General features: G+C 56.3%; 25 protein-coding genes. 6 read left to right on the forward strand and 19 right to left on the reverse strand.

What is annotated here, in order from left to right; translation table 11 throughout:
* Positions 1–6: 6 nt before the first annotated feature.
* The gene (ubiD, locus tag L350_RS04190; RefSeq protein ID WP_088581798.1) at positions 7–1500 is read right to left on the reverse strand and encodes a 4-hydroxy-3-polyprenylbenzoate decarboxylase; all 1494 of its coding nucleotides are present in this window, start codon (positions 1498–1500) and stop codon (positions 7–9) included.
* A 172-nt stretch (positions 1501–1672) separates the two neighbouring features.
* Here ubiD and rfaH point away from each other — a divergent pair, with 172 nt between their 5' ends.
* Positions 1673–2164, forward strand: a complete 492-nt coding sequence (gene rfaH / locus L350_RS04185) for a transcription/translation regulatory transformer protein RfaH (RefSeq protein ID WP_032626529.1) — start codon at positions 1673–1675, stop codon at positions 2162–2164.
* Here the strand turns inward: rfaH and tatD are convergent.
* From tatD to udp, 9 genes are all read right to left on the reverse strand, one after another.
* Complete coding sequence (gene tatD / locus L350_RS04180) at positions 2161–2943, reverse strand: 3'-5' ssDNA/RNA exonuclease TatD (protein WP_032626531.1); 783 nt, start codon at positions 2941–2943, stop codon at positions 2161–2163. The genes rfaH and tatD overlap by 4 nt on opposite strands.
* 41 nt (positions 2944–2984) lie before the next feature.
* Positions 2985–3755 (reverse strand): Sec-independent protein translocase subunit TatC, encoded by a 771-nt coding sequence (gene tatC, locus L350_RS04175; RefSeq protein ID WP_022646678.1) that lies wholly within the window; start codon positions 3753–3755, stop codon positions 2985–2987.
* 2 nt (positions 3756–3757) lie between these two features.
* A complete protein-coding gene (gene tatB / locus L350_RS04170) occupies positions 3758–4300 on the reverse strand; it encodes a Sec-independent protein translocase protein TatB (RefSeq protein WP_032626534.1) in 543 nt (180 codons plus the stop codon).
* A gap of 3 nt (positions 4301–4303) precedes the next feature.
* Positions 4304–4558: a Sec-independent protein translocase subunit TatA gene (gene tatA / locus L350_RS04165; protein WP_022646676.1), complete on the reverse strand. Its 255-nt coding sequence runs from the start codon at positions 4556–4558 to the stop codon at positions 4304–4306.
* A 76-nt stretch (positions 4559–4634) separates the two neighbouring features.
* The gene (gene ubiB / locus L350_RS04160) at positions 4635–6275 is read right to left on the reverse strand and encodes a ubiquinone biosynthesis regulatory protein kinase UbiB (RefSeq protein ID WP_022646675.1); all 1641 of its coding nucleotides are present in this window, start codon (positions 6273–6275) and stop codon (positions 4635–4637) included.
* Complete coding sequence (ubiJ, locus tag L350_RS04155) at positions 6272–6877, reverse strand: ubiquinone biosynthesis protein UbiJ (RefSeq protein ID WP_022646674.1); 606 nt, start codon at positions 6875–6877, stop codon at positions 6272–6274. Before ubiJ ends, ubiB begins: the two co-directional genes overlap by 4 nt.
* Positions 6878–6890: 13 nt before the next feature.
* Positions 6891–7646 (reverse strand): bifunctional demethylmenaquinone methyltransferase/2-methoxy-6-polyprenyl-1,4-benzoquinol methylase UbiE, encoded by a 756-nt coding sequence (ubiE, locus tag L350_RS04150; RefSeq protein WP_022646673.1) that lies wholly within the window; start codon positions 7644–7646, stop codon positions 6891–6893.
* Positions 7647–7712: 66 nt separating this feature from the next.
* Positions 7713–9170: a DNA recombination protein RmuC gene (gene rmuC, locus L350_RS04145; RefSeq protein WP_032626536.1), complete on the reverse strand. Its 1458-nt coding sequence runs from the start codon at positions 9168–9170 to the stop codon at positions 7713–7715.
* 138 nt (positions 9171–9308) lie between these two features.
* Positions 9309–10070, reverse strand: coding sequence for a uridine phosphorylase (udp, locus tag L350_RS04140; protein WP_003860792.1), 762 nt, complete (start codon positions 10068–10070; stop codon positions 9309–9311).
* 259 nt (positions 10071–10329) lie between these two features.
* Between udp and L350_RS04135 the strand changes: the two genes are divergently transcribed.
* Entirely contained in the window at positions 10330–11136 is an 807-nt protein-coding gene (locus L350_RS04135) for a dienelactone hydrolase family protein (protein ID WP_023299052.1), read from the forward strand.
* A 47-nt stretch (positions 11137–11183) separates the two neighbouring features.
* On the opposite strand, the gene metE is transcribed toward L350_RS04135, so the two are convergent.
* A complete protein-coding gene (gene metE, locus L350_RS04130) occupies positions 11184–13445 on the reverse strand; it encodes a 5-methyltetrahydropteroyltriglutamate--homocysteine S-methyltransferase (RefSeq protein ID WP_032626541.1) in 2262 nt (753 codons plus the stop codon).
* A gap of 115 nt (positions 13446–13560) precedes the next feature.
* Between metE and metR the strand changes: the two genes are divergently transcribed.
* Entirely contained in the window at positions 13561–14514 is a 954-nt protein-coding gene (gene metR, locus L350_RS04125; protein WP_015570000.1) for an HTH-type transcriptional regulator MetR, read from the forward strand.
* On the opposite strand, the gene L350_RS04120 is transcribed toward metR, so the two are convergent.
* From L350_RS04120 to pldB, 3 genes are all read right to left on the reverse strand, one after another.
* Entirely contained in the window at positions 14402–15301 is a 900-nt protein-coding gene (locus L350_RS04120; protein ID WP_003860795.1) for a carboxylate/amino acid/amine transporter, read from the reverse strand. The two genes, metR and L350_RS04120, sit on opposite strands and share 113 nt — an antisense overlap.
* An 82-nt stretch (positions 15302–15383) precedes the next feature.
* The gene (gene yigL, locus L350_RS04115) at positions 15384–16184 is read right to left on the reverse strand and encodes a sugar/pyridoxal phosphate phosphatase YigL (protein ID WP_023299050.1); all 801 of its coding nucleotides are present in this window, start codon (positions 16182–16184) and stop codon (positions 15384–15386) included.
* Positions 16185–16215: 31 nt separating this feature from the next.
* The gene (pldB, locus tag L350_RS04110) at positions 16216–17208 is read right to left on the reverse strand and encodes a lysophospholipase L2 (RefSeq protein ID WP_022646668.1); all 993 of its coding nucleotides are present in this window, start codon (positions 17206–17208) and stop codon (positions 16216–16218) included.
* Positions 17209–17319: 111 nt separating this feature from the next.
* Here pldB and rhtB point away from each other — a divergent pair, with 111 nt between their 5' ends.
* A complete protein-coding gene (gene rhtB, locus L350_RS04105; protein ID WP_006812363.1) occupies positions 17320–17940 on the forward strand; it encodes a homoserine/homoserine lactone efflux protein in 621 nt (206 codons plus the stop codon).
* On the opposite strand, the gene rhtC is transcribed toward rhtB, so the two are convergent.
* The 3 genes from rhtC to pldA all read right to left on the reverse strand — a co-directional run bounded on the left by rhtC (position 17937) and on the right by pldA (position 21408).
* The gene (gene rhtC / locus L350_RS04100) at positions 17937–18557 is read right to left on the reverse strand and encodes a threonine export protein RhtC (RefSeq protein ID WP_006179256.1); all 621 of its coding nucleotides are present in this window, start codon (positions 18555–18557) and stop codon (positions 17937–17939) included. The two genes, rhtB and rhtC, sit on opposite strands and share 4 nt — an antisense overlap.
* A 61-nt stretch (positions 18558–18618) precedes the next feature.
* Positions 18619–20448: an ATP-dependent DNA helicase RecQ gene (gene recQ, locus L350_RS04095; RefSeq protein WP_032626543.1), complete on the reverse strand. Its 1830-nt coding sequence runs from the start codon at positions 20446–20448 to the stop codon at positions 18619–18621.
* A 90-nt stretch (positions 20449–20538) separates the two neighbouring features.
* Positions 20539–21408, reverse strand: coding sequence for a phospholipase A (gene pldA, locus L350_RS04090; RefSeq protein WP_022646666.1), 870 nt, complete (start codon positions 21406–21408; stop codon positions 20539–20541).
* Positions 21409–21568: 160 nt separating this feature from the next.
* Between pldA and yigI the strand changes: the two genes are divergently transcribed.
* Both yigI and rarD read left to right on the forward strand, forming a co-directional pair.
* On the forward strand, positions 21569–22036 hold the full coding sequence (yigI, locus tag L350_RS04085) for an acyl-CoA thioesterase YigI (protein ID WP_006812366.1): 468 nt from the start codon (positions 21569–21571) through the stop codon (positions 22034–22036).
* 51 nt (positions 22037–22087) lie between these two features.
* On the forward strand, positions 22088–22984 hold the full coding sequence (rarD, locus tag L350_RS04080; RefSeq protein ID WP_023299047.1) for an EamA family transporter RarD: 897 nt from the start codon (positions 22088–22090) through the stop codon (positions 22982–22984).
* A 43-nt stretch (positions 22985–23027) separates the two neighbouring features.
* Here the strand turns inward: rarD and corA are convergent, their stop codons facing one another.
* A complete protein-coding gene (gene corA, locus L350_RS04075; RefSeq protein ID WP_003860807.1) occupies positions 23028–23978 on the reverse strand; it encodes a magnesium/cobalt transporter CorA in 951 nt (316 codons plus the stop codon).
* 150 nt (positions 23979–24128) lie between these two features.
* A complete protein-coding gene (ysgD, locus tag L350_RS24565; protein ID WP_212743980.1) occupies positions 24129–24185 on the reverse strand; it encodes a YsgD/CorL family protein in 57 nt (18 codons plus the stop codon).
* Positions 24186–24245 lie beyond the last annotated feature (60 nt).

Below are 24245 nucleotides of genomic sequence, written 5' to 3' on the forward strand. Positions count from 1 at the left end.
ACGGTCTTATTCTGCCTTACCGTTATTCATTATGGCCAGCTCGTCCCAGATCGCGTCAATTCGCGCGGTCACGGCAGGATCTTTTTCGATCGGGCGACCCCATTCACGGTCGGTTTCGCCAGGCCATTTGTTCGTGGCATCCAGTCCCATTTTTGAACCAAGGCCGGAAACCGGCGAGGCAAAGTCCAGATAATCAATCGGCGTGTTTTCCACTAACACCGTATCACGCGCCGGATCCATACGCGTGGTGATGGCCCAGATGACGTCATTCCAGTCGCGGGCATTGACGTCATCATCGCAGACAATCACAAACTTGGTATACATAAACTGGCGCAGGAAAGACCATACGCCCATCATCACGCGCTTAGCGTGACCGGCATACTGCTTCTTCATCGTCACCACCGCCAGGCGATACGAACACCCTTCCGGCGGCAGATAAAAATCAACAATTTCCGGGAACTGCTTTTGCAGGATCGGCACGAACACTTCGTTCAGCGCCACGCCAAGTACCGCCGGTTCATCCGGTGGGCGGCCGGTGTAAGTTGAATGATAAATGGCATCTTCACGCTGGGTAATGTGCGTGACGGTGAATACCGGAAAGTTATCCACTTCGTTGTAATAGCCGGTGTGGTCGCCGTACGGCCCTTCGGGTGCCAGCTCGCCCTGTTCAATGTAACCTTCCAGCACGATCTCTGCGCTGGCTGGCACTTCCAGGTCATTGGAGATGCACTTCACCACTTCGGTTTTGGTACCGCGCAGCAGCCCTGCAAAGGCATATTCAGACAGCGTATCAGGAACAGGCGTCACCGCGCCCAGAATGGTTGCCGGATCGGCACCCAGCGCGACGGAAACCGGGAAGCGTTCGCCCGGATGGGCCGCGCACCACTCCTGGAAATCCAGCGCGCCACCGCGGTGGGACAACCAGCGCATGATGAGCTTGTTTTTGCCAATCAGCTGCTGGCGGTAAATGCCGAGGTTTTGACGCTCTTTATGCGGCCCACGCGTCACGGTGAGGCCCCAGGTAATCAGCGGTGCGGCATCTTCAGGCCAGCACTGCATGATCGGAATTTTGGTCAGATCAACTGCATCGCCTTCCAGCACTTTTTGCTGGCATGGCGCGCCGCGCAGGCGTTTGGTGGGCATATTCAACACCTGCTTAAACTGCGGCAGCTTGTCGAACAGGTCGCGGAACCCTTTTGGCGGCTCCGGCTCTTTCAGAAAGGCCAGCAGTTTGCCCACTTCACGCAGCGCCGTGACATCTTCCTGCCCCATGCCCATCGCCACGCGGCGAGGTGTGCCAAACAGGTTGCACAGTACCGGCATAGCGTAGCCTTTTGGGTTTTCAAACAGCAACGCCGGGCCGCCCGCGCGCAGGGTGCGGTCAGCGATTTCTGTCATTTCCAGATACGGATCAACAGGAAGCGTAATGCGTTTGAGTTCGCCCTGCTTTTCCAGCAGCGCCAGGAAGTCGCGTAGATCGTGGTATTTCATGCAGTTAATCATGGCCTCTCTGTAAGCGCTTCATTATACGGCGTAAGACCGCGTGATGCTGTAATTTTGTTAAATTAGCGTGAACTTCCACGACTTACTCTCTTTTTCGCCATTATAATCACCTTAGCGATCCCGCCAGGGTTTTGGTATGCTTGCGCCCCGAACAATGGGAAGAGTGATTATGCAGGCCTGGTATTTACTGTATTGCAAACGCGGGCAACTTCAGCGCGCACAGGAACATCTTGAACGTCAGTCTGTTAACTGCCTGACGCCCGTGATCACGCTTGAAAAAATGCAGCGTGGAAAACGCACGACCGTCAGTGAGCCTCTGTTCCCGAACTATCTGTTCGTTGAGTTCGACCCCGAAGTGATCCACACCACGACGATCAGCGCCACGCGCGGCGTCAGCCATTTTGTACGTTTTGGCGCCCATCCGGCAAGAGTACCGTCATCGGTTATTCATCAGCTCTCTGTCTACCAGCAGCCTGAAGATATTACCGATCCGGAAACCCCTTATGCCGGGGACAGCGTGGTGATCACCGAAGGCGCTTTTGAAGGGTTACAGGCCATCTTCGCTGAACCAGACGGTGAAGCGCGTTCTATGCTGCTGCTCAACCTGCTGAACAAAGAGGTGTTGCAGAGCGTTAAAAACACCGATTTCCGCAAAGTTTAGAACTGCACGCCGAACAGACGACGCACGTTGTCATCGGTTTGGGCTGCCAGCCACTGCGCATCTTCCCCGCGCCAGTACGCCACTCGCTCAGCAATGTGTCCCAGATAAGCCGGTTCGTTACGTCGTGATGCCGGTTTGGGCTGCATATCCCGGGGCAACAGATACGGCGCATCCGTTTCCAGCAACAAACGATCGGCCGGGATTACGGATAACAGCTCGCGTAGCTCCAGCCCACGACGCTCATCGCACACCCAGCCCGTGATACCCAAGTAAAGCCCGCGGTTCAGGCAATCCAGCGCTTCCTGACGGGAGCCCGTAAAGCAGTGCAACACCGCGCCTGGCAGTTTCTCCAGCCAGGGGTCCAGTAGCGCCAGAAAACGTTCATGCGCATCGCGACAGTGCATAAACACCGGCATCCCCAGCTCTGCAGCCAGCGCGAGCTGGGCGGTAAATGCCTTCTCCTGCTCTTCAGGCGTCGAGAAGTTACGGTTGAAATCAAGCCCGCATTCGCCAATGGCAACCACTTCTGGCGTAGCCGCCAGACGATGAAGCGCCTCAGCGCTTTCCTGCGTCCACTGGCTGCTGTCATGAGGATGCACGCCTGCAGTGGACCAGCAGTGTTGATAGCGTTGCGCCAGCTGCCGTGCCTGCTCACTCTCATGCAGATTTGTTCCCGTCAGTAACAGCCCGTTCACGCCGGCGGCAAAGGCGCGCGCCACCACCTCATCGCGGTCTTTCGCAAACTGGGCGCTGGTCAGGTTAAGCCCGATATCAAACATACGTATCCCCATATGACAACCGCCCTGACGGGCGGTTGGTTTTATTCTTTAGTGGTCTCTTCAGACGGCTCGTCTTCTTCGTCCCGGGTACGCCCCTTTCCGACGTAGAAACGAGCGAAGAATACGCCGACTTCAAACAGGCAGTACATGGGTATCGCCAGTAAGGTTTGCGAGAAGACGTCCGGTGGCGTTAACAGCATACCTACGACAAATGCCCCTACCAGGATGTACGGGCGCTTCTTACGCAGATCGTCAGGCGTGGTCACCCCCACCCAGCAGAGCAGGACAATCGCGACGGGCACCTCGAAGGCGACACCAAAGGCCATAAACAGCGCCATAACGAAGCTGAGGTAGCTGGCGATGTCCGTCGACACCTGTACCCCTTCCGGCGCGGTATGCGTCAGGAAGCCGAAGGCCAGCGGGAAGACAACGAAGTAGGCGAACGCCATACCGATATAAAACAGCAGCGAACTGGACACCAGCAGCGGAATAACCAGCTTGCGTTCATGCCTGTACAGCGCGGGTGCCACAAATGCCCAGACCTGATACAAAATGACCGGCGCAGAGGCAATCAACGACACCCAGAAGGTCAGCTTGATCGGGGTAAAGAACGGCGAAGCAACGTCCGTTGCAATCATCGTTGCGCCCAGCGGCATCTGCTTAATCAGCGGTGCGGAAACCACCTGATAGATATCGTTGGCAAAATAGACCAGACATAAAAAAATGAGGAAAACCGCAATAATGCAGTTTAACAGACGCTTACGCAGCTCAATGAGGTGCGTAATCAGCGGTTGAGTATCATCTACTGCCATGTTTACGCTTTATCACTCGACGAGGGGGATGATTCGGAATCGGGCGCGGCGGGTTTTACCTCAGCCGTTTTGACCACGGGCTCTTCCGGCGGCACCTGCTTTTTCACTTCGGGCTCCTGCGGCGATTGCTCTGGCGAAGCAGCCTGATGCTCCGCGCTGGAAGGCGTCACACCCTCGCGCTGCTCTTCGCTGCCCTTCACCACCGGATTATGGATGGTGTTTGCTTCATCACTCGCCTTCTCAGGATCGTTAACGCTGTATGAGCGCTTCATGGATTCAGCCGCTTCGCGCAACTCATCCATGGATGCTTTCAGCTCCGGCGTCAGGTTATCCATGCTCGCCTTTTCAACCTTTTTCAGGCTGTCCTGAAATTCCTGAAGCTTCAGTTCCTGCGCCAGCTCGTTCTGCACGGTCGTTGCCAGCGAACGGAGCGCACGCACCCAGCCCACGACAGTTTTTACCGCAACGGGTAAACGCTGCGGCCCCAGCACAATCAAACCAATCACAAAGACCAGCAGTAACTCACCAAAACCAATGTCGAACACGAATTACACCTGCTCTTTATCGTGACGTTTGGCCTCTTCCTTTTTGGCTTCGTCCTGCTTATCGGCGATAGATTTAGCGGTAAAATCAGCGTCCTGACCGCTTTTTTCCTGCTTATTCTCATCATCGCTCATGGCTTTCTTGAAGCCTTTGATTGACGCGCCCAGGTCGGAACCAATTGATCCGAGTTTTTTCGTGCCGAACAGCAGCACAACGATGACGGCAATGATCACTAACTGCCAGATACTGATACCACCCATGCGTGTTCCCCAGTGATAGATGATTAATTAGTCAGATCGCATTATACGTATGCAATCCCTCGATAGCGACGCTAATTCAGCGTGTTTTTTGCCAGCCAGCAAGCCAGACAACCACACCGGCAGCCATAATCCAGGCTGGCATCATTTCCCAGTCCGGACGATTGATCAACAGCAACGTGCCGCTTATCAGCAGCGTCGCGCCAATTCCGAAGAGATAGCGGGACTGCCCCTGACGCACGCGACTGGATTGAAGCTCGTGCGCGATTTTATCCATGCTGTGCTGAAGGTTCTTGCTCTGACGCAAACTGTCGTAAACCAGTTCAGGAATTTCTGGCATTTTTTCAATCCAGAACGGGCCTTTCTCTTTAAGCGAGCGAACCAGGGCTGGAATACCGACCTGATCCTTAATCCAGGATTCGAGGAACGGTTTCGCGGTTTTCCACAAGTCTAACTGAGGATAGAGCTGGCGGCCTACGCCCTCAACGTAAAGTAATGTTTTCTGAAGTAAAACTAATTGTGGCTGCACTTCCATATTAAAACGGCGTGCGGTGTTGAACAGGTTGAGCAGAACATGCCCGAAAGAGATCTCTGAGAGCGGCTTTTCAAAAATTGGCTCACAGACGGTACGGATCGCAAATTCAAACTCTTCCACGTTGGTATCTGGCGGAACCCAGCCTGAATCCACGTGCAGTTCGGCCACCTTACGGTAGTCGCGATTGAAGAAAGCGATAAAGTTCTCGGCGAGATAACGCTTATCCTCTTTATTCAGCGAGCCGACAATACCGCAGTCGATGCCAATGTACTTCGGATCTTCCGGGTGCTCATAGCTGACGAAAATGTTGCCCGGATGCATGTCAGCATGGAAGAAGCTGTCGCGGAAAACCTGAGTAAAGAAGACCTGCACACCGCGCTCGGCCAGCAGCTTCATGTTGGTGCCCTGTTTTTCCAGCGCTACCACGTCCGAGACCGGGATGCCGTAGATACGTTCCATCACCATCATGTTCTGACTGCAATAGTCAGAATAGACTTCCGGAACATACAGCATCGGACTGTCTTCAAAGTTTCGACGCAGCTGAATGGCGTTCGCCGATTCACGCAGCAGGTTAAGTTCATCGATGAGCGTTTTTTCGTATTCCCGTACCACTTCCAGCGGACGCAGACGGCGGCCATCCGGCAACAGACGCGGCACCCAGCGAGCCAGGCGATAGATCAGCTTCATGTCCGCTCTGATAACCGGCAGGATATCCGGGCGAATCACCTTAATGACCACCTCTTTGCCATTCTCCTTCAGGCGCGCGGTGTGAACCTGCGCAATAGAGGCAGAGGCCAGAGGCTGAATGTCGAAATCATCAAACCAGGTCTCGATGGGGATATTGCCCATCGCTTCTTCGATTTGTTTCTTCGCTCTCTCTCCGTCAAACGGAGCGACGCGGTCCTGCAATAGCGCGAGCTGATCGGCAATCTGCGGCGGGAAAAGGTCGCGACGCGTTGAGAGCATCTGCCCAAACTTGATCCAGACCGGTCCCAGCTCCTGCAACGCAAGACGCAGGCGTGCGCCCAGCTCCTGATCCTTATGGCGATTCGGCATCCAGAACAGCGTGCGACGCCAAAGCCGAAGCGGCAGGGTGATACGCATTCTGGGGATAAGCTCGTCGAGCCCGTAGCTCAAAAAGGTGCGAACGATAAAATAGAGGCGCCGAATTTCACCAGGCGTCATTTGCCCTCCAGTTTTTCAAGCCGTTTGGTTAACGCATCAACTGCGCGCTCAACTGCCGCGGTCTCTTCTGCAAACCAGGCGACTTCTAAAGGCCCAGGGGCCATACGCCACTCTTCGGTCAGCACCTCGGCAGCATAGCGCTGTTGACGGAGCAGGCCTTTACGCAGGAAAGTGGAACCCGTGCGCAGCGTTTTGCTTATCCCTTCAGCCGCGATGTCGCCGATATAGGGCGCCAGCAGTTCCGCGGGGTCAAATTCAGCCTGATCGCTGAGTGCAACGAAGTTCTGTACCACCTGAATATCGCCCTCGACCTCCAGCTCACCGCTGCGAATAAGCGCCGTCATCTGCTGACGGTCACGCAGTTTTGGCAATACGCTCATGTGCGTAATCACCGAGCAGTCAGCCTCGCCTTCCCACTCCCCCAGAACGTCAAGCTGGCGTTCGCTGAAGACCAGCACAAGCGGCGTCGAGAACTCTTTTAAAACGATACGCAGCACCTTTCCGTTAAGCCGCTGACGTGCGGTTTTCAGCGCCGGGGCGCGATACAGAAAGGCATTCAGTACATTCTCGATGCCTGCGGTGACTAAGGGTTTAATGGGCACGGGAAACCTCCACTCAGAACTTGTAACCACGATGCAGCGCGACGACACCCGCCGTCATATTGAAGTATTCCACGTTTTCAAACTCCGCATCCTGCATCATCGCTTTCAGCGTGTCCTGATCCGGGTGCATTCGGATGGATTCGGCCAGATAACGGTAACTTTCTGCATCGTTTGCCACCAGCTCGCCGATGCGCGGCAGAACGTGGAAGGAATAGGCATCGTAAGCTTTGCTCAGCGGGTCGATAATCGGTTTAGAAAACTCAAGTACCAGCAGTCGGCCACCCGGCTTCAGCACGCGGTACATAGAGCGCAGCGCTTTATCTTTATCGGTCACGTTACGCAGGCCGAAGGAGATGGTGATGCAGTCGAACGTATTGTCCGGGAACGGCAGCGCTTCGGCGTTGGCCTGAACATATTCAACGTTGCCTACCACGCCGATGTTACGCAGCTTTTCGCGTCCCATTTTCAGCATGGAGTCGTTGATATCTGCCAGCACCACGCGACCGGTTTCGCCAACCAGACGGGAGAATTTAGCGGTCAGATCCCCTGTGCCGCCGGCTAAATCCAGCACCTTTTGTCCACGGCGCACGCCGCTGCAATCAATAGTGAAGCGCTTCCACAAGCGATGAATGCCAAACGACATCAAATCATTCATCACATCGTACTTCGCCGCCACGGAATGAAATACGTGGGCCACCATGTCAGCTTTCTGCGCTTTGGCGACAGTCTGAAAGCCAAAGTGCGTTGTGTCTTGTGAATCGTCAACCATCTCAGAGCCTGCTAATCAGTCAAATGTTCGTGAAGTGTAACAGATTGGGCGCATTTGCCCTACGTTTCAACCACCGCGAAAGAAACGCGCCGACTGCGCTTCGGGGGATAAACTCGCCGCTAACCCATTGTCTTCATTGCGGCTATTTTGCTCACCATCGCCTTCACGCAAACGAAACTCCTCGTCCTGAGCCGTAGCCTGCTCCACCAGTTCCGGATTAATCTCGCGTTTAACTTCCACCCCCAGACTGCGAAACGCCTCCGCCTGCGCCAGCAAATTGCCGCGCCCGGAGGAGAGTTTTTTCATCGCCTGGCGGTAGTTATCCTGCGCGCGATCCAGGCTTTGCCCCACCGAGGACATATCATCCACAAACAGCCGCATTTTGTCGTACAGCTTGCTGGCGCGATCGGCAATCTGCTGCGCGTTACGGCTTTGGTGCTCATAACGCCACAGGTTGGCAATGGTACGTAACGCCACCAGCAGCGTGGTGGGGCTGACCAGCATAATGTTATTTTTCAGCGCTTCGGTGATCAGTTCGGGCTGTCTGTCGAGCGCCAGCAGGAAGGCAGGCTCAACCGGAATGAACATCAGCACATAATCCAGCGATCGCAGCCCCGGCAATTGTTGATAATCTTTTCTGCCCAGCAGACGGATATGGTTACGCACGGAGGCGATATGCTCCTGCAACGCTGTTTCGCGGGTATAGTCATCCTCCGCGTTGAAGTAGCGCTCATAGGCCACCAGCGTCATTTTGGCGTCGATAACCACATCTTTGCCCTGCGGCAGACGAACAATGACATCCGGCTGCATCCGCGAGCGCGCATCGTTTTCAATGCTGACCTGCGTTTCGTATTCGTATCCTTCACGCAGGCCAGAGGCCTCCAGCACGCGCGTCATGACCACTTCGCCCCAGTTTCCCTGCGCTTTGTTATCACCTTTCAGTGCGCGCGTCAGGTTAACCGCCTCCTGAGCCATCTGCGCATTCAGCTGCTGGAGATTACGGATCTCATGCGCCAGCGTGTGGCGCTCGCGAGCCTCCTGACCAAAGCTGTCCTGCACCTGACGGCGAAAGCCGTCCAGCTGTTCACGCAGCGGCGTCAGAAGGCTGTTCAGGCTCTGGCGGTTCTGCTCATCCACGCGGCGATTGCTGTGCTCAAAAATGCGGTTCGCGAGGTTCTCAAACTGCTCGCTAAGACGCTGCTCGCTGTTGATCATCTGACGGATTTTGTCTTCGGCGTGCAGTTGGGTGGATTCAAGGCGGGTGGTCACTTCCCGGAGATCGGCCTCCAGCGAGGTGTTAATGTCGCGAAGATTGCGCAGTTCGTTATTGAGCAGTTCACACTCATCGCGCCAGTGGTCACACAGCGCAAGCTGTTGTTTCGTCGCGCTGAGTTCGGCGACGATCTCTTCGCGCTCTGCCAGCTGTTCGGCTTTCTGCTGAGCATGTTGGTAGCCGCAAATGAGCCAGCCAATTCCCACGCTCACCAGCGCAATCACTGCATAAATCAGGATTGAGATATCCACAATGCCCCCTGCATCAACGTATTACCGCACAAAATAGAATTGTGCTGTATGAACGTCCAGTTTGAAAGGGTTTTCCTGCGAGGCGTTACGCAAAAAAGAAAGGCCGAGCATGTCGGCCTTTTAGCACTGAAGAGAGAATTAGATCAGACGGCGCGCCGCTTCAACCACGATTTTCACCGCATGGCTTTCCGTCTGCTTCATGGTTTCAGCGTTCGGGATCTCCTGCTGGGTACGGTTGACGATAACGCCCGCCACCATACCGGCACGCAGACCCTGGCTTGCGCACATGGTCAGCAGCGTCGCAGATTCCATTTCGTAGTTCATGACGCCCATCGACTGCCACTCTTCCATTGAGCCTTTGAAACGGCTCACCACGCGACCAGAGAAGGTGTCGTAACGCTCCTGGCCCGGGTAGAAGGTATCGGAAGAGGCAGTGACGCCCACGTGGGTGGTGGCGCCCACGGACTTCGCGGCTTCAACCAGCGCGGTGGTGCATTCGAAATCAGCCACTGCCGGGAATTCCATCGGTGCAAAGTGCAGGCTTGCCCCGTCCAGACGCACGGATGCGGTGGTAACCAGCACGTCGCCCACGTTGATGTGCGGCTGAATGGCGCCTGTGGTGCCAATGCGCAGGAAAGTACGAATGCCCAGCTGTGCCAGCTCTTCAACGGCGATAGAGGTAGACGGGCCACCGATACCGGTAGAGCACACGATCACCGCTTTACCGTCCAGCTCTGCGCGCCAGGTGGTGAATTCGCGATGCGCTGCCAGCTTAACCGGCTTATCCATCAGCGCGGCGATCTTTTCCACACGCTCAGGATCGCCAGGGACGATAGCAAGCGTAGCCCCTTGTAAATCGTTTTTAGTGAGGCCGAGATGAAAAACATCAGACTTAGACATAGGTGACTCCTCTGTGGGTCGGTTTGTCAGAAGAAGTAAAACGGTACTTTACAGAAGCAATGTGCATTATTTCGTGACACACCTCACCATGAATGAAAATGATTGCAGTTAATTTCCATAAAATGGTGATTCACATCACATTAACAAGTTATATCGCCGGGTGCTGCACAAAAGATAGACGCTATAAGGCACTGTGGGTTGTTAACCTGGTGTCTATATTTATCTTTGCGCTAATCCATTCATTGGTACGGAGAATGCCATGACTGAAAAAACCGGTTTTGCACCTGCTGCGGCCCCGCATGCTTCAACCATCGTCTCAACCCCTGAAGAGGCCATTACCGCAGGTGAGACCTCCATTCCCTCTCAGGGAGAGAACATGCCAGCGTACCACGCGAGGCCAAAATCCGCCGATGGCCCGCTGCCCATCGTGATCGTGGTGCAGGAAATATTTGGCGTTCATGAACATATTCGCGACCTCTGCCGCCGTCTGGCGCTGGAGGGTTACCTGGCCGTTGCGCCGGAACTCTATTTCCGTCAGGGCGATCCGAATGATTACAGCGACATCCCGACGCTGTTCAGCAACCTGGTCAGCAAAGTGCCGGACGCGCAGGTGCTGGCCGATCTCGACCACGTTGCCAGCTGGGCAGCGCGCAACGGTGGCGATGCGCATCGTCTGATGGTGACTGGCTTCTGTTGGGGCGGACGCATTAGCTGGTTGTACGCCGCGCATAACCCGCAGCTAAAAGCGGCCGTGGCCTGGTACGGCAAGCTGGTGGGTGAAAAAACGCTGAATTCACCGAAGCAACCTGTTGATATTGCGACGGATTTAAATGCGCCTGTGTTGGGGCTCTATGGCGGTCAGGATACCGGGATCCCGCTTGATACGGTCGAGACCATGCGCCATGCGTTGCGGGCGGCAAACGCGAAGGCGGAAATTGTGGTGTATCCGGAAGCCGGGCACGCCTTTAATGCCGATTATCGTCCGAGCTATCACGCGGAATCGGCGAAAGATGGCTGGCAGCGGATGCTGACATGGTTTAGCCAGTACGGCGGGAAAAAAGCGTAAAAGCAAAAAGCCCGGTGGCGGCTACGCCTGACCGGGCCTACATTTCATCAAGCCTGACGCAAATTCTGCGCCGCCTGCACCATGTTCGCCAGCGCCGCGCGGGTTTCAGGCCAGCCACGGGTTTTCAGGCCGCAGTCCGGGTTTACCCACAGACGTTCCGCCGGGATGCGCTGGGCCGCTTTTTGCAGCAGCGATTCAATCCACTCCACGCTTGGCACATTCGGGGAGTGAATGTCGTACACGCCCGGCCCGATTTCGTTCGGGTAGTCGAACTCTTCGAACGACTCCAGCAGTTCCATGTCTGAACGCGAGGTCTCGATGGTGATCACATCGGCGTCGAGCGCGGCAATGGAGTCCATGATGTCGTTAAATTCGCAGTAACACATGTGGGTGTGGATCTGCGTATCGTCCTTCGCGACGGCCGCGTTGAGGCGGAACGCCTCCACGCCCCACTGTAAGTAAGCATCCCAGTCGCTGCGACGCAGCGGCAAACCTTCACGCAGCGCAGGTTCGTCGATCTGAATGATGCCAATCCCGGCCGCTTCCAGATCCGCAACTTCATCGCGCAGCGCCAGGGCGATCTGTTTGGCGATGGTTTCCCGGGTTACGTCTTCACGCGGGAACGACCAGCAGAGAATGGTCACCGGACCCGTCAGCATGCCTTTTACCGGTTTGTCGGTCAGAGACTGGGCATACTTCGCCCACTCCACGGTAATCGCTTCCGGGCGGCTGACGTCGCCGATTACTACCGGCGGCTTCACGCAGCGGGAGCCGTAGCTCTGCACCCAACCGTTCTGGGTAAAGACAAACCCGTCCAGGTGCTCACCGAAGTATTCCACCATGTCGTTACGCTCGGCTTCACCGTGCACCAGCACGTCCAGTCCTAAACGTTCCTGCTCGATAATCGCCTGTTTGATGTGTTCCGCAATACCGGTGCGGTAGTGATTCGCATCCAGATTGCCCTTTTTGAAGTCCAGGCGCAGGCTGCGGATCTCGGTAGTCTGCGGGAAGGAGCCGATTGTCGTGGTCGGCCACGCGGGCAGGTTAAAGCGCGCACGCTGGGCTTCGGCGCGCACTTCATACGGGCTCTGGCGCTGGCTGTCCCGGGCGGTGATGGCCGCCAGACGTTTTTCCACTGCCGGGTTATGCACGCGCGTCGAGTGACGGCGCGCCTGGATCGGAGCGCTCCAGTCGCTAATCGCTGCCGTGTCGCCGCTGTTCAACGCGTCGCGCAGCAGAGCCAGCTCCTCACACTTTTGCAGGGCGAAGGCAAACCAGCTTTTCACCTCAGGGTCGAGTCGGGTCTCCACGCTCAGGTCAATCGGGCTATGCAGCAGGGAACAGGAAGAGGCCACCCACAATTCACGTTTACCGACTATGTCTTTAATTTGTGCATATTTCTCGGTGAGATCGGCACGCCAGACGTTACGACCATTCACCAGACCGGCAGAGAGCAGCCAGTCCACTGGCAGACGCGTGTGCAACTCTGCTACATCGTCTTTGCCGTGAACGAGGTCAACGTGCAGACCCTGAACCGGCAGCGCGGTAATGGTTTTCAGGTTCGGCGTTACGCCTTCGAAGTAGGTGGTCAGCAGCAGCTTCACCTGCCCGGTGAGCGCGTTATACGCCGGTTTGAAGGCGTCCAGCCACGCCTGCGGCAGCTCAAGCACCAGCGCCGGTTCATCGATTTGCACCCACTGAATGCCGCGTTTGCCCAGCTCAATCAGCACCTGCTTATAAACCGGCAGAATGTCGTTCAGCAGGCTGAGGCGGTCGAACTGTTCGCCTTTCACTTTGCCCAGCCACAGGTAGGTTATCGGCCCCAGCAGCACGGGTTTCACCTGGTGACCCAGCGCCAGCGCTTCGTCCACTTCATCCAGAAGCTGGGTCCAGGTCAGTTTGAACTGCTGGCCTTTAACGAACTCCGGCACCATATAGTGATAGTTGGTGTTGAACCACTTGGTCATTTCCGCCGCCGCCGCTGGCTCACCCGTTGGCGCGCGGCCACGGCCGATGCGGAACAGGGTATCGATATCCACCGATCCATCGTTGTTCTGATGACGAGCCGGCACGTTGCCAAGCAGCAGGCTGGTGGTCAGAACATGGTCGTACCAGGCGAAATCGCCCACCGGCAGCAGGTCAATGCCCGCCTGTTTTTGCTGATCCCAGTGACGCGCGCGCAGCTCACGTCCCACCGCCAGCAGTTCTTCACGGGTGGCGTTACCTGCCCAGTAGCTTTCTTGCGCTTTTTTTAGCTCGCGACGCAGGCCAACGCGAGGGAAACCGAGAGTGTGAGTGCGGATTGTCATGGTATGCCCCTTGTGAAATTCGTTATTTAGACGTCCAGATGTTTACACATCTATAATTGGCAGGTACTGTATATTCCTCAAGCGCAAAATGTTCATGGCGAAGTGAAGGACTTTCATGATCGAGATAAAACACCTGAAAACGCTACAAGCGTTGCGGAACTGCGGTTCTCTTGCGGCGGCAGCGGCCACGCTGCACCAGACTCAGTCTGCCCTTTCTCACCAGTTCAGCGATCTGGAACAACGCCTCGGCTTTCGTCTTTTTGTGCGTAAGAGCCAGCCTTTGCGCTTTACGCCGCAGGGCGAAATTTTGCTTCAGCTGGCGAACCAGGTGCTGCCGCAGATTGCCAGCGCGTTGCAGTCCTGCAACGAGCCGCAGCAGACCACCCTGCGCATCGCCATTGAGTGTCACAGCTGTATTCAGTGGCTGACCCCCGCGCTTGAGAATTTCCGCCAGAAGTGGCCGCAGGTGGAGATGGATTTCAAGTCCGGCGTCACGTTTGATCCGCAGCCGTCACTTCAGCAGGGTGAGCTGGATCTGGTGATGACCTCAGATATTCTGCCGCGCAGCGGTCTGCACTATTCGCCAATGTTTGATTTTGAGGTGCGTCTGGTGCTGGCCCCGGACCATCCGCTGGCCGCCAAAACGCGTATCACGCCGGAAGATCTGGCAACGGAGACGCTGCTGATTTATCCGGTACAGCGCAGTCGTCTGGATATCTGGCGCCATTTCCTGCAACCCGCAGGCATCAGCCCACAGCTGAAAAGCGTGGATAACACGCTGCTGTTAATTCAGATGGTGGCGGCCAGAATGGGAATTGCGGCGCTGCCGCACTGGGTGGTCGAGACGGTTGAACGCCAGGGTCTGGTGGTTACCAAAACCCTGGGTGAAGGACTGTGGAGCCGGCTGTACGCCGCCGTGCGCGACGGCGAGCAGCGTCAGCCGATTACGGAAGCGTTTATTCGCTCAGCGCGGAACCACGCGTGCGACCATCTTCCGTTTGTGCGGAGCGCGGAGCGACCCAGCGGCGATGTACCCACAGCGAAGCCAGGATCACCGTTCCCCCAATAAGGAAACTCGGCCAGTGCGGCTGTTCCTGCCAGATGGCGAGGTTCACCAGTAGCCCCGCCGGCACGTGCACGTTGTTCATGATCCCCAGCGTTCCGGCGTCTACCTGCGTCGCGCCGTAGTTCCACATAAAGTAGCCCAGCCCCGAGGCCACCACGCCCAGCCAGACCAGAACGCTCCACTGCACGGGGGTGGTCGGCAGCTTTTGCGGGTTGCCGAGCATAAACCATGCCGCAATCGCGACAATCGCTGCGCCCATATAGAACCACGCAAACGCGTTATGCTGCGGCATCGGGCGGGTCTCCATGAGGCGTTTGTAGCCCACCATCCCGATGGCGAAGCTGATATTGGCGAGCTGGACGAACATCAGCCCGGTCCAGAAGTGATCGCTCACCTTGTCATAGCGAATTATCGCCGCGCCAATGACTGCCAGCGCCGCGCTCAGCAGATATCCCCAGCGCAGGCGGCGCCTACTGAGCAGGTCGTAAATCAGCGTGATATAGAGCGGCGTGAGCACGGTAAAGAGCAGAAATTCCGAGACGGAGAGGTAGACGTAAGCCCGGAAGCTGAACAGGTACATGATGCCGAGCTGCATCGCGCCCACCAGCATATACAGCAGAATGGTTTTCAGCGATTGCCCGCGGGTACGCAGGAACGGCAGGAACACCAGCGCCGCCAGCCCCACACGCATCAGCACCGAAAAGTAGCTGTCGACCGATCCGGCAAGGTATTCGCCAATCAGGCTAAAGGAGAAGGCCCACAGGATAGTGGTGATAATGAGTAGCGCCACAATGCTTGTCTCTCAGAAAGAAGGAGAGGCATTGTAGCGAACTCTTTAGTTGACATCTGAACAATAAACAATCAAATGAAGATTATTCAAGGAACAGTTTGCGCAAATACTTAGGTACCGCGTTGTCTGCGTTGGTACCAATCACTTCCAGCTCCGGGTGCAGATCTTTCAGGCGCTGGTGCGCGTTCTGCATGATGCAGCCTTTGCCCGCCATGGAGAGCATCTCGGCATCGTTCATGCCATCGCCGAACGCGATGCAGTCTTTCAGATCAAAGCCCAGACGCTTCGCGACCGCTTCCAGCGCGTGACCTTTGGACACCCCGCCCGCCATCACTTCCAGACAAGTCAGCGTGGAGAAGCTCACGTTCACGCGGTCTCCCCAGCGGGCGTTGATCGCCTGCTCCAGCGGAAGCAGCGCTTCGTGACTTTCGCAGGTAAAGAACACCTTGCTGATCCCTTCAGGATCCAGCAAACCCGGTTCATACAGGGAGTAGTTGAAGACGGCTTCCTTGAAGAAACGCATTTCGTCCGGGCGATGACGGTTCATAAACCACTCGTCGTCGCGGTAAACGTTAGTGACGATATCCGGGTTGTTATGCACAATGCCGAACAAATCAGTGGCGATGTCGCGATCGAGATTGTGGGTAAAAATCAGGTTGCCGTCCGTGTCGTGTACGCGCGCACCGTTGGAGGTGATCATGTACGACTTGATCTCCAGGTTATCGCGGATCTGCCCCACGTCCACGTGGTGGCGGCCGGTGGCGAACACAAAGTTCACGCCGCGGGCAGTCAGGAGTTTTAAGGTCTCTTTCGCATAAGGCGACAGGGTGTGGTCGGGGGAAAGCAGCGTGCCATCTAAATCAGATGCAACAACCTGGTACATAGGGATTTCAACCTCTGGTGGAAAACAATAATCAGTTATGCCTGTTGAAAAATTCAACAATGGCGTTGAGCGCGACTGAGCGCATAGCGTCCTTTTCAAAAAGGATCTCATGGTACGCACCGTTGATGACCAGCGGTTTACCCCCTTCACAGGGATGGCCCGCCGCGGCGCGAAGTTCACAATAGCGGTCATGCATGCGGTTATCCACCACACGCTCTTCTTCCGCCTGGATCAGAAGCGTCGGCGTGTCATCATCGCCTACGCCCGCCAGCACCTGCTCACCGGCATGAATACCTTCCCGCACCCAGTGCCAGGTGGGGCCGCCGACCCGCAGACGCGGTTCATCGGCATAAAAACGCAGGTTGCGGCGATAACGCTGCCGACTGTGGGTTAACACGTTGATGGCAAACGGCAACGCCCGCCAGCGTCCTGTTCCTATGGCATAGCCTTCACGAATGCGCTGATGACCCTCAGCCCAGTCGAGAAGATGGCGCACCATCCAGTCAGGAAAACGTATCACAATGCCGTACATCGGCGCGGTCAGCGCAATGGCGTCGCACTGGTGCTTATGGCGCTGCAAAAACAACGTCGAGATCGCGCCCCCCATGGAGTGGGCAAGAATATAACGCTTGCGCCACGGTCCGGGCTGCACTTCCTGCTGCCAGAACGCGGCCAGATCGTCGACGTAATCGCTGAAGTTATCCACGTGGCCGCGATGGGTATCCGGCAGCATCCGGCCGGAAAGCCCCTGCCCGCGATGGTCGATAATTAACACATCAAAGCCCAGATGGAACAGGTCATACGCCAGCTCGGCATATTTGATATAGCTTTCGATGCGCCCGGGGCAAACCACAATCACCCGGTCATTTTTTTCATCATGGAAACGAACGAAGCGTACCGGGATATCCCCGACGCCCATAAACTCATCTTCCTCACGCTGGCGCCAGAAATCGGTCAGCGGCCCCATGGAGAAAGCAGCAAATGCGTTTTCTCGTGTTTCCCAGTCCTTTTTCTGCTGAAACATTGGGTTTCCACCCCCCGTAATTCAGGGAATATCGTTTTTTTCGTCACCGGTCACAAAATGACTCAACAATAGCGTATTGTGGCATAAAAACAGACGATCCGGGAGTTTCAAATGACCTTCGAGTGGTGGTTCGCTTACCTGCTGACATCCATCATCCTCAGCCTTTCACCTGGCTCGGGCGCAATCAACACCATGACCACCTCCATTAATCACGGCTATCGCGGCGCGGCGGCGTCAATTGCCGGTTTACAGACAGGGCTTGGCATTCACATTGTGCTGGTGGGGATTGGTCTGGGCACGCTGTTCTCCCGTTCGGTGCTGGCCTTCGAAGTGCTGAAATGGGCTGGCGCAGCGTATCTTATCTGGCTGGGCATTCAGCAGTGGCGCGCCGCAGGCTCGATTGATCTGCATACGCTCTCCCGGACGCAAACACGCGGCCACCTGTTTAAGCGCGCGGTATTCGTTAACCTGACCAACCCGAAAAGCATTGTGTTCCTCGCCGCCCTGTTCCCGCAGTTTATCGTGCCGCATCAGCCCCAGGTGATGCAGTACGTGGTGCTGGGCGCGACCACCATTATTGTCGATATCATTGTGATGATTGGTTACGCGACGCTGGCGCAGCGAATTGCGGCGTGGATCAAAGGGCCTAAGCAGATGAAGGCCCTGAACAAAGTCTTTGGTTCGCTGTTTATGCTGGTTGGCGCGCTGCTTGCGTCAGCGCGTCATGCTTAGCGAGAAATGATGAGATGAATGCCGAAGCCGGCGAACAGTGCGCCGGCAAAGCCGTCGATCCACTTCGCGATGCGCTGGTAGCCGCGACGCATCGCCGGTAAAGCAAACAGGCTTGCCACAACGGTAAACCAGGCGAACGTCTCAACAACGATTAGCAGGAAGATCCCCCAGCGCGCGCCCGCACCGACGTTATCCCCCACAAACAGCGAGAACACAGAGCCGAAGTAAATAATCGCTTTCGGGTTCGCCAGGTTTGTCAGCAGCCCTTTCACAAAGCTACGGCCACCCGTTGCCAGCTCAACCTTTGGCTCTTCCGGCTTTTTCTCTTCTTTCTTCAGCGCCCCGCGCAGCATCTGGTAGCCCATCCAGCACAGGTACAGACCGCCGCCAACCATGATGATGTTATGCAGCCACGCCATTTTCGCCAGGATCAGGTTCAGACCAAGCAGCGCAACCGCCGCCCAGACCATAACGCCCATGGTGATACCGAGCACACCCATCATCGCCTCTTTGCGGGAGCGGCTGACGGCCGTTTGTGACACGAAGAAGAAGTCAGGGCCAGGGCTCATCAGCGCAACGATGTGCACTAACGCCACGGTGAGAAATAGCATTAACATAATTAGCTCGCGGGGAAATAATGTAGTGAGTCATCATCCTGGCACTTTTTCGCCCGGCTGACTACTCCTCATCATCACCATCAGCGTGGGAACGGATAAGCGCCATAAACTCTTTACCAAAGCGCTCCAGTTTGCGCGTGCCGACGCCGTTGACGCTGAGCATCTCGCTGGCGCTGAGTGGCATTTGCTCGGCCATCTCGATCAGCGTCGCGTCATTGAACACCACGTATGGCGGGATGTTCTCTTCATCGGCAATGGCTTTACGCAGCTTGCGCAGCTTGGCGAACAGCTTGCGATCGTAGTTGCCGCCGTAGGATTTCTGCATCACGCGCGGCTTCAGGGCGACGACGCGCGGAACGGCGAGCTTCAGTTCAACCTCACCGCGCAGGACCGGTCGCGCCGCTTCGGTAAGCTGAAGCGCAGAGTGCTGGGCAATATTTTGCGTGGCAAAGCCGAGATGGATCAGCTGGCGGATGATGCTTACCCAGTGCTCGTGGCTCTGGTCTTTCCCGATGCCGTAAACCGGCAGCTTGTCGTGACCCATATCGCGGATACGCTGGTTGTTAGCCCCACGCAGCACTTCGACGACGTAGCCCATCCCAAAGCGCTGGTTAACGCGTCCGATAGTCGAGAGCGCTTTGCGCGCGTCCATCAGACCGTCGTACTGCTTCGGCGGGTCGAGGCAGATATCGCAGTTGCCGCACGGCGCCTGTCGCCCTTCACCAAAGTAGTTGAGCAGTACCAGACGGCGGCAAGTTTGCGCTTCGGCGAAGGCACCCATCGCGTTAAGCTTGTGGCGTTCGATATCCTGCAACTGCCCCTGCGGTTTCTCCTCGAGACAGCGGCGCAGCCACGCCATATCCGCCGGATCGTAAAACAGCATCGCTTCCGCAGGCAGGCCATCACGCCCGGCGCGGCCGGTTTCCTGATAATAGGATTCGATATTGCGCGGGATATCAAAGTGCACCACAAAGCGCACGTTGGGCTTGTTGATCCCCATCCCGAACGCCACCGTTGCGACCACGATTTGCAGGTCGTCGCGCTGGAATTTTTCCTGTACGTCGGCGCGGATGTGGTTTTCTAACCCGGCATGGTATGCCGCCGCGCTAAAGCCGCGATTTTGCAGACGCGCAGCGGTGTCTTCCACCTTCGCGCGGCTGTTGCAGTAGATGATGCCGGACTTGCCGCGCTGCTCCTGCACGTAGCGCAGGAGCTGATCCAGTGGCTTGAATTTTTCCATCAGCATATAGCGGATGTTCGGCCGGTCGAAGCTGCTGACCTGAATATAGGGGTCTTTCAGCCCCAGCAGGCGAACGATGTCCTGACGCGTGGTGTCATCCGCCGTGGCGGTAAGCGCCATAAACGGCAGCTCAGGGAAGCGCTGACGCAGCTGGCCGAGGGCGGCATATTCCGGGCGGAAATCGTGCCCCCACTGGGAGATACAGTGCGCTTCATCCACCGCCAGCAGCACCGGGTTCCAGTGCGCCAGGTGGTCGAGGAAGTTGTCCAGCATCAGGCGCTCTGGCGCGATATACAGCAGGCGGATCTGCCCGGTGCGGCACCCGGCCATCACCTCTTGCTGCTGCTCGCGGGTTTGCGTCGAGTTAAGACAGGCCGCCGCCACGCCGTTGGCAAGCAGCTGGTCGACCTGGTCTTTCATCAGGGAAATAAGGGGGGAGACCACAACCGTCAGGCCATTAAGTACCAGCGCGGGCACCTGATAGCAGAGCGATTTTCCGCCGCCGGTCGGCATGACCACCAGGCAATCGCGGCCTTCCAGCACGGTTTCAATGATGGTTTCCTGGCCAGGACGGAACTGCTGGTAGCCAAAGGTTTCATGCAAAACCTGTTTAGCCAGCGATTCCTGATTCAATACTTCCGCCTGCGCCACGTTAACCCCATATGCCAGAAATGAAACAGGCGCTATTTTCAGCGCCTGAGAGAGAAACTTCAACGTTTAACGCAAAAACATTCGAGCAGCTTAGAAAATATCGTTCAGCATGACGCCCACACCAACGCGGGTCTGGTTGAAGTTATAGTCGATCAGCGATTCGCCATAACCGCTATACACCTGGGTATAGAGACGAACGTGTTTCGTCACCGGGTAGCTCAGGCCCAGCTCTGCGCCGCCGTAGCCGGTATTCCAGTTGTACTGCCCTTTGGCGCTCAGCACCGCGTCACCCAGCTGATAGCCCACTTTAAGCTGATAATAGCCCATGTATTTGGTGATATCCGGGTTGTCATCGGTGCTGCCCACCACGTACCACGGCTTCACTTCCACCATGAAATTGCCGTTCTGCGCCATCAGACGCGTATAGACGCGATTCCAGCTGCGTGAGGTTGGGTCGGAACGACCGTTGGAATCGTGGTTATAGCCCACCTCCACGTCGCGCAGCGTCCAGCCTGCAAACTCATAATCAGTGGCGAAACCGAGGAACAGCTGCGGTTCATAGTTGGTTTCGCGGAACGGTGAAGATTCCCCGCTGTTGGAGAGCTGCCACCATGACTTCTGCGTGTAAGATGCACCAAGCACCGAGTTCGGCCCCAGGATGCCGCGCCATAACGGGAAGGCCAGGCTGAGCTGGAATTTCACCTCATCTTTACGCGCATTGTCAGACCAGTTATAGGAGCTTATCGCCTCTTTGTTGAGATCGCTGGTCTGGGTATAGATCACGTAGTTTGTGTCATAGGGGTAGAGCGTGAACGGATTGTCATGCTCCTGAAGCATATTGGCGATGATGCTGCCCTGAACGGCAGGTTTATCATGCACTTCTTTGATCGTCGCTTCCTGCGCATATGCTGTGAGGGGCAGCGCAACCGCCGCCAGTAACCAACCCAGATACGTCCGCATCGGTGGTGTTCTCCTGAAATTGTGACATTTAATGAATAGTTTTGTCCGGGCATTCTACAGACTTCTGCGATAACTTCCGCTTCCTCGTTTCTTAAAGTGGCATTCCTTTATCCTGAAGCATAAAATCAACATTTTGTTAACAACAAGGATGCCACGTCAGATGTCAGCCACACTCACCGCCGAAGAAACCTTAAAGCTCGTGGGCGAGATTTTTGTGTACCACATGCCATTCAACCGTGCACTGGGTCTTGAGCTGGAGCGATACGAAAAAGACTTCGCTCAGCTGAGTTTCAATAATCAGCCAATGATGGTCGGTAACTGGGCGCAAAGCATTTTGCACGGCGGAGTGATTGCCTCTGCGCTGGACGTGGCGGCCGGTCTGGTGTGCGTGGGTAGCACGCTGACGCGCCACGACACCATCAACGAAGATGAGTTACGCCAGCGCCTCTCGCGCATGGGAACCATCGATTTACGCGTCGACTATCTGCGTCCGGGACGCGGAAACCGCTTCACCTGCACCAGCAGCCTGCTGCGCGCCGGGAATAAAGTTGCCGTCGCCCGCGTTGAGCTGCATAACGAGGAGCAGGTTTATATCGCCAGCGCAACCGCCACTTATATGGTGGGTTGAGGCGGCAAATTCGGGTAAAATTACTTCACTTTTTTGTAACGGATTTTCCCGATGGATGCTAAACAGACGCGGCAGGGCGTTTTACTCGCCCTTGCCGCTTATTTTATTTGGGGTATCGCGCCGGCGTACTTCAAGCTTATCGCCTATGTCCCGGCGGACGAGATCCTCACTCACCGCGTCATCTGGTCGTTTTTCTTTATGATTGCGCTGATGAGCATCAGCCGTCAGTGGTCAGGCGTCAAAACGCTACTGAAAACCCCGAAGAAGGTCTTCCTGCTTGCCCTCTCTGCGGTGCTGATTGGCGGAAACTGGCTGCTGTTTATCTGGGCGGTGAATAACCATCACATGCTCGAAGCCAGCCTGGGCTACTTCATTAACCCGCTGGTGAACATCGTGCTGGGGATGATTTTCCTCGGCGAACGTTTCCGCCGGATGCAGTGGGTGGCGGTGATTCTGGCCCTCTGCGGCGTGCTGGTGCAGCTGTGGACCTTCGGTTCACTGCCGGTTATCGCCCTGGGGCTGGCGTTCAGCTTTGCCTTCTACGGCCTGGTGCGTAAAAAAATCGCCGTGGAAGCGCAGACGGGAATGCTGTTTGAAACCCTGTGGCTGCTGCCTGTCGCGGCGATCTACCTGTTCGGTATTGCCGACAGCGCCACCAGCCACATGGGCAGCAACCCATGGTCGCTGAACCTGATGCTGATGGCGGCGGGCGTGGTCACGACGATTCCCCTGCTGTGCTTCACCGGCGCGGCAACGCGTCTGCGTCTCTCGACGCTTGGCTTCTTCCAGTACATCGGCCCGACGCTGATGTTCCTGCTGGCGGTGGTGTTTTACGGCGAGGTGCCGGGTGCGGATAAGATGGTGACGTTTGCCTTTATCTGGGTGGCGCTGGCGATTTTCGTTGCGGATGCAATTTATACCCAGCGCAGGACTCGCAGAGGAATTTAGGTGCTTTGTAGGGCGGGTAAGCGCAGCGCCACCCGCCTGATTTTTACAACCAGTTCTTCCGCTTGAAGTACAGGTACGGCGCCAGCCCGGCGAGGATCATAAAGATAATCGCCCCCGGGTAGCCAAAGCTCCACTTCAGCTCCGGCATAAACTCAAAGTTCATCCCGTAGCTGGATGCCACCAGCGTCGGCGGCAGGAACACCACGGAAACCACCGAGAAGATCTTGATGATGCGGTTCTGCTCGATGTTGATAAAGCCCATTGCCGCCTGCATCAGGAAGTTGACCTTCTGGAACAGGGATTCGTTGTGCGGTAGCAGGGATTCAATATCGCGTAAGATCTCACGCGCCTGCTCCAGCTGACCGCCCGGCAGACGCGCCTTGCGCACCAGGAAGTTCAGCGCGCGCTGGGTATCCATCAGACACAAACGCACCTTCCAGCCGATATCTTCCAGCTCTGCAAGCGTGGACAACGCTTCGTCGTACTCATCGCCCTGATGGCCTTCCATGATCACGCGGCTCAGCTTTTCCAGGTCGCTGTAGATGTTTTCGATTTCATCCGCCAGCTGTTCGATTTTGGTTTCGAACAGATCCAGCAGCAGCTCATAGGCGTTACCGTCCATCATCGCCTGGCTGCGGGCGCGCATGCGGTAGAGACGAAACGCAGGCAGTTCGCGCTCGCGCAGGGTGAACAGGCGGCCATCGCGGATGGTGAACGCCACAGTGGAGTTCCCCGCGTGGTCTTCGGCATCTTCGAAGAAGAAGAAGGAGTGAATGTGCAGGCCGTCTTCGTCTTCAAAAAAACGGGCGGATGCTTCGATGTCTTCCAGTTCCGGGCGTGTCGCCAGGCTTTGCCCCAGTTCAGATTGTACGCGAAGGCGCTCATCGTCGTCCGGCTCGACCAGATCCACCCATACGGCATCAATGAGGGGCTGTGACTCTTCGGCTTCAAGCCGAGTCAGTCGGTTATTTTCGAGTTGAAATGCGCTCAACATGACCGGGACTCCCAATGCAAAAAATATCGGACAGTTCGGTGGGCACACAGAAACAAATTGGGTTTCAGACCATTAAACAGCCTGACTCAGCGCGACGGGAATGATGCAGTCGCTGACAACCACTAAGGCCATCAGCAAGAGGAGATAGCCTTAGGAGTTGTTCCTGGATGACAGGGAATTGAGCCAGTATCTACTGGGTGTGTCCAAGGCGAATGTCCTCTTAGCGTAATCGTGCGCGCATGTTACGCCAGCAATAACTGTGGCGTC

The sequence above is a fragment of the Enterobacter sp. MGH 4 genome, assembly GCF_000534735.1.
Lineage (GTDB): Bacteria > Pseudomonadota > Gammaproteobacteria > Enterobacterales > Enterobacteriaceae > Enterobacter > Enterobacter intestinihominis.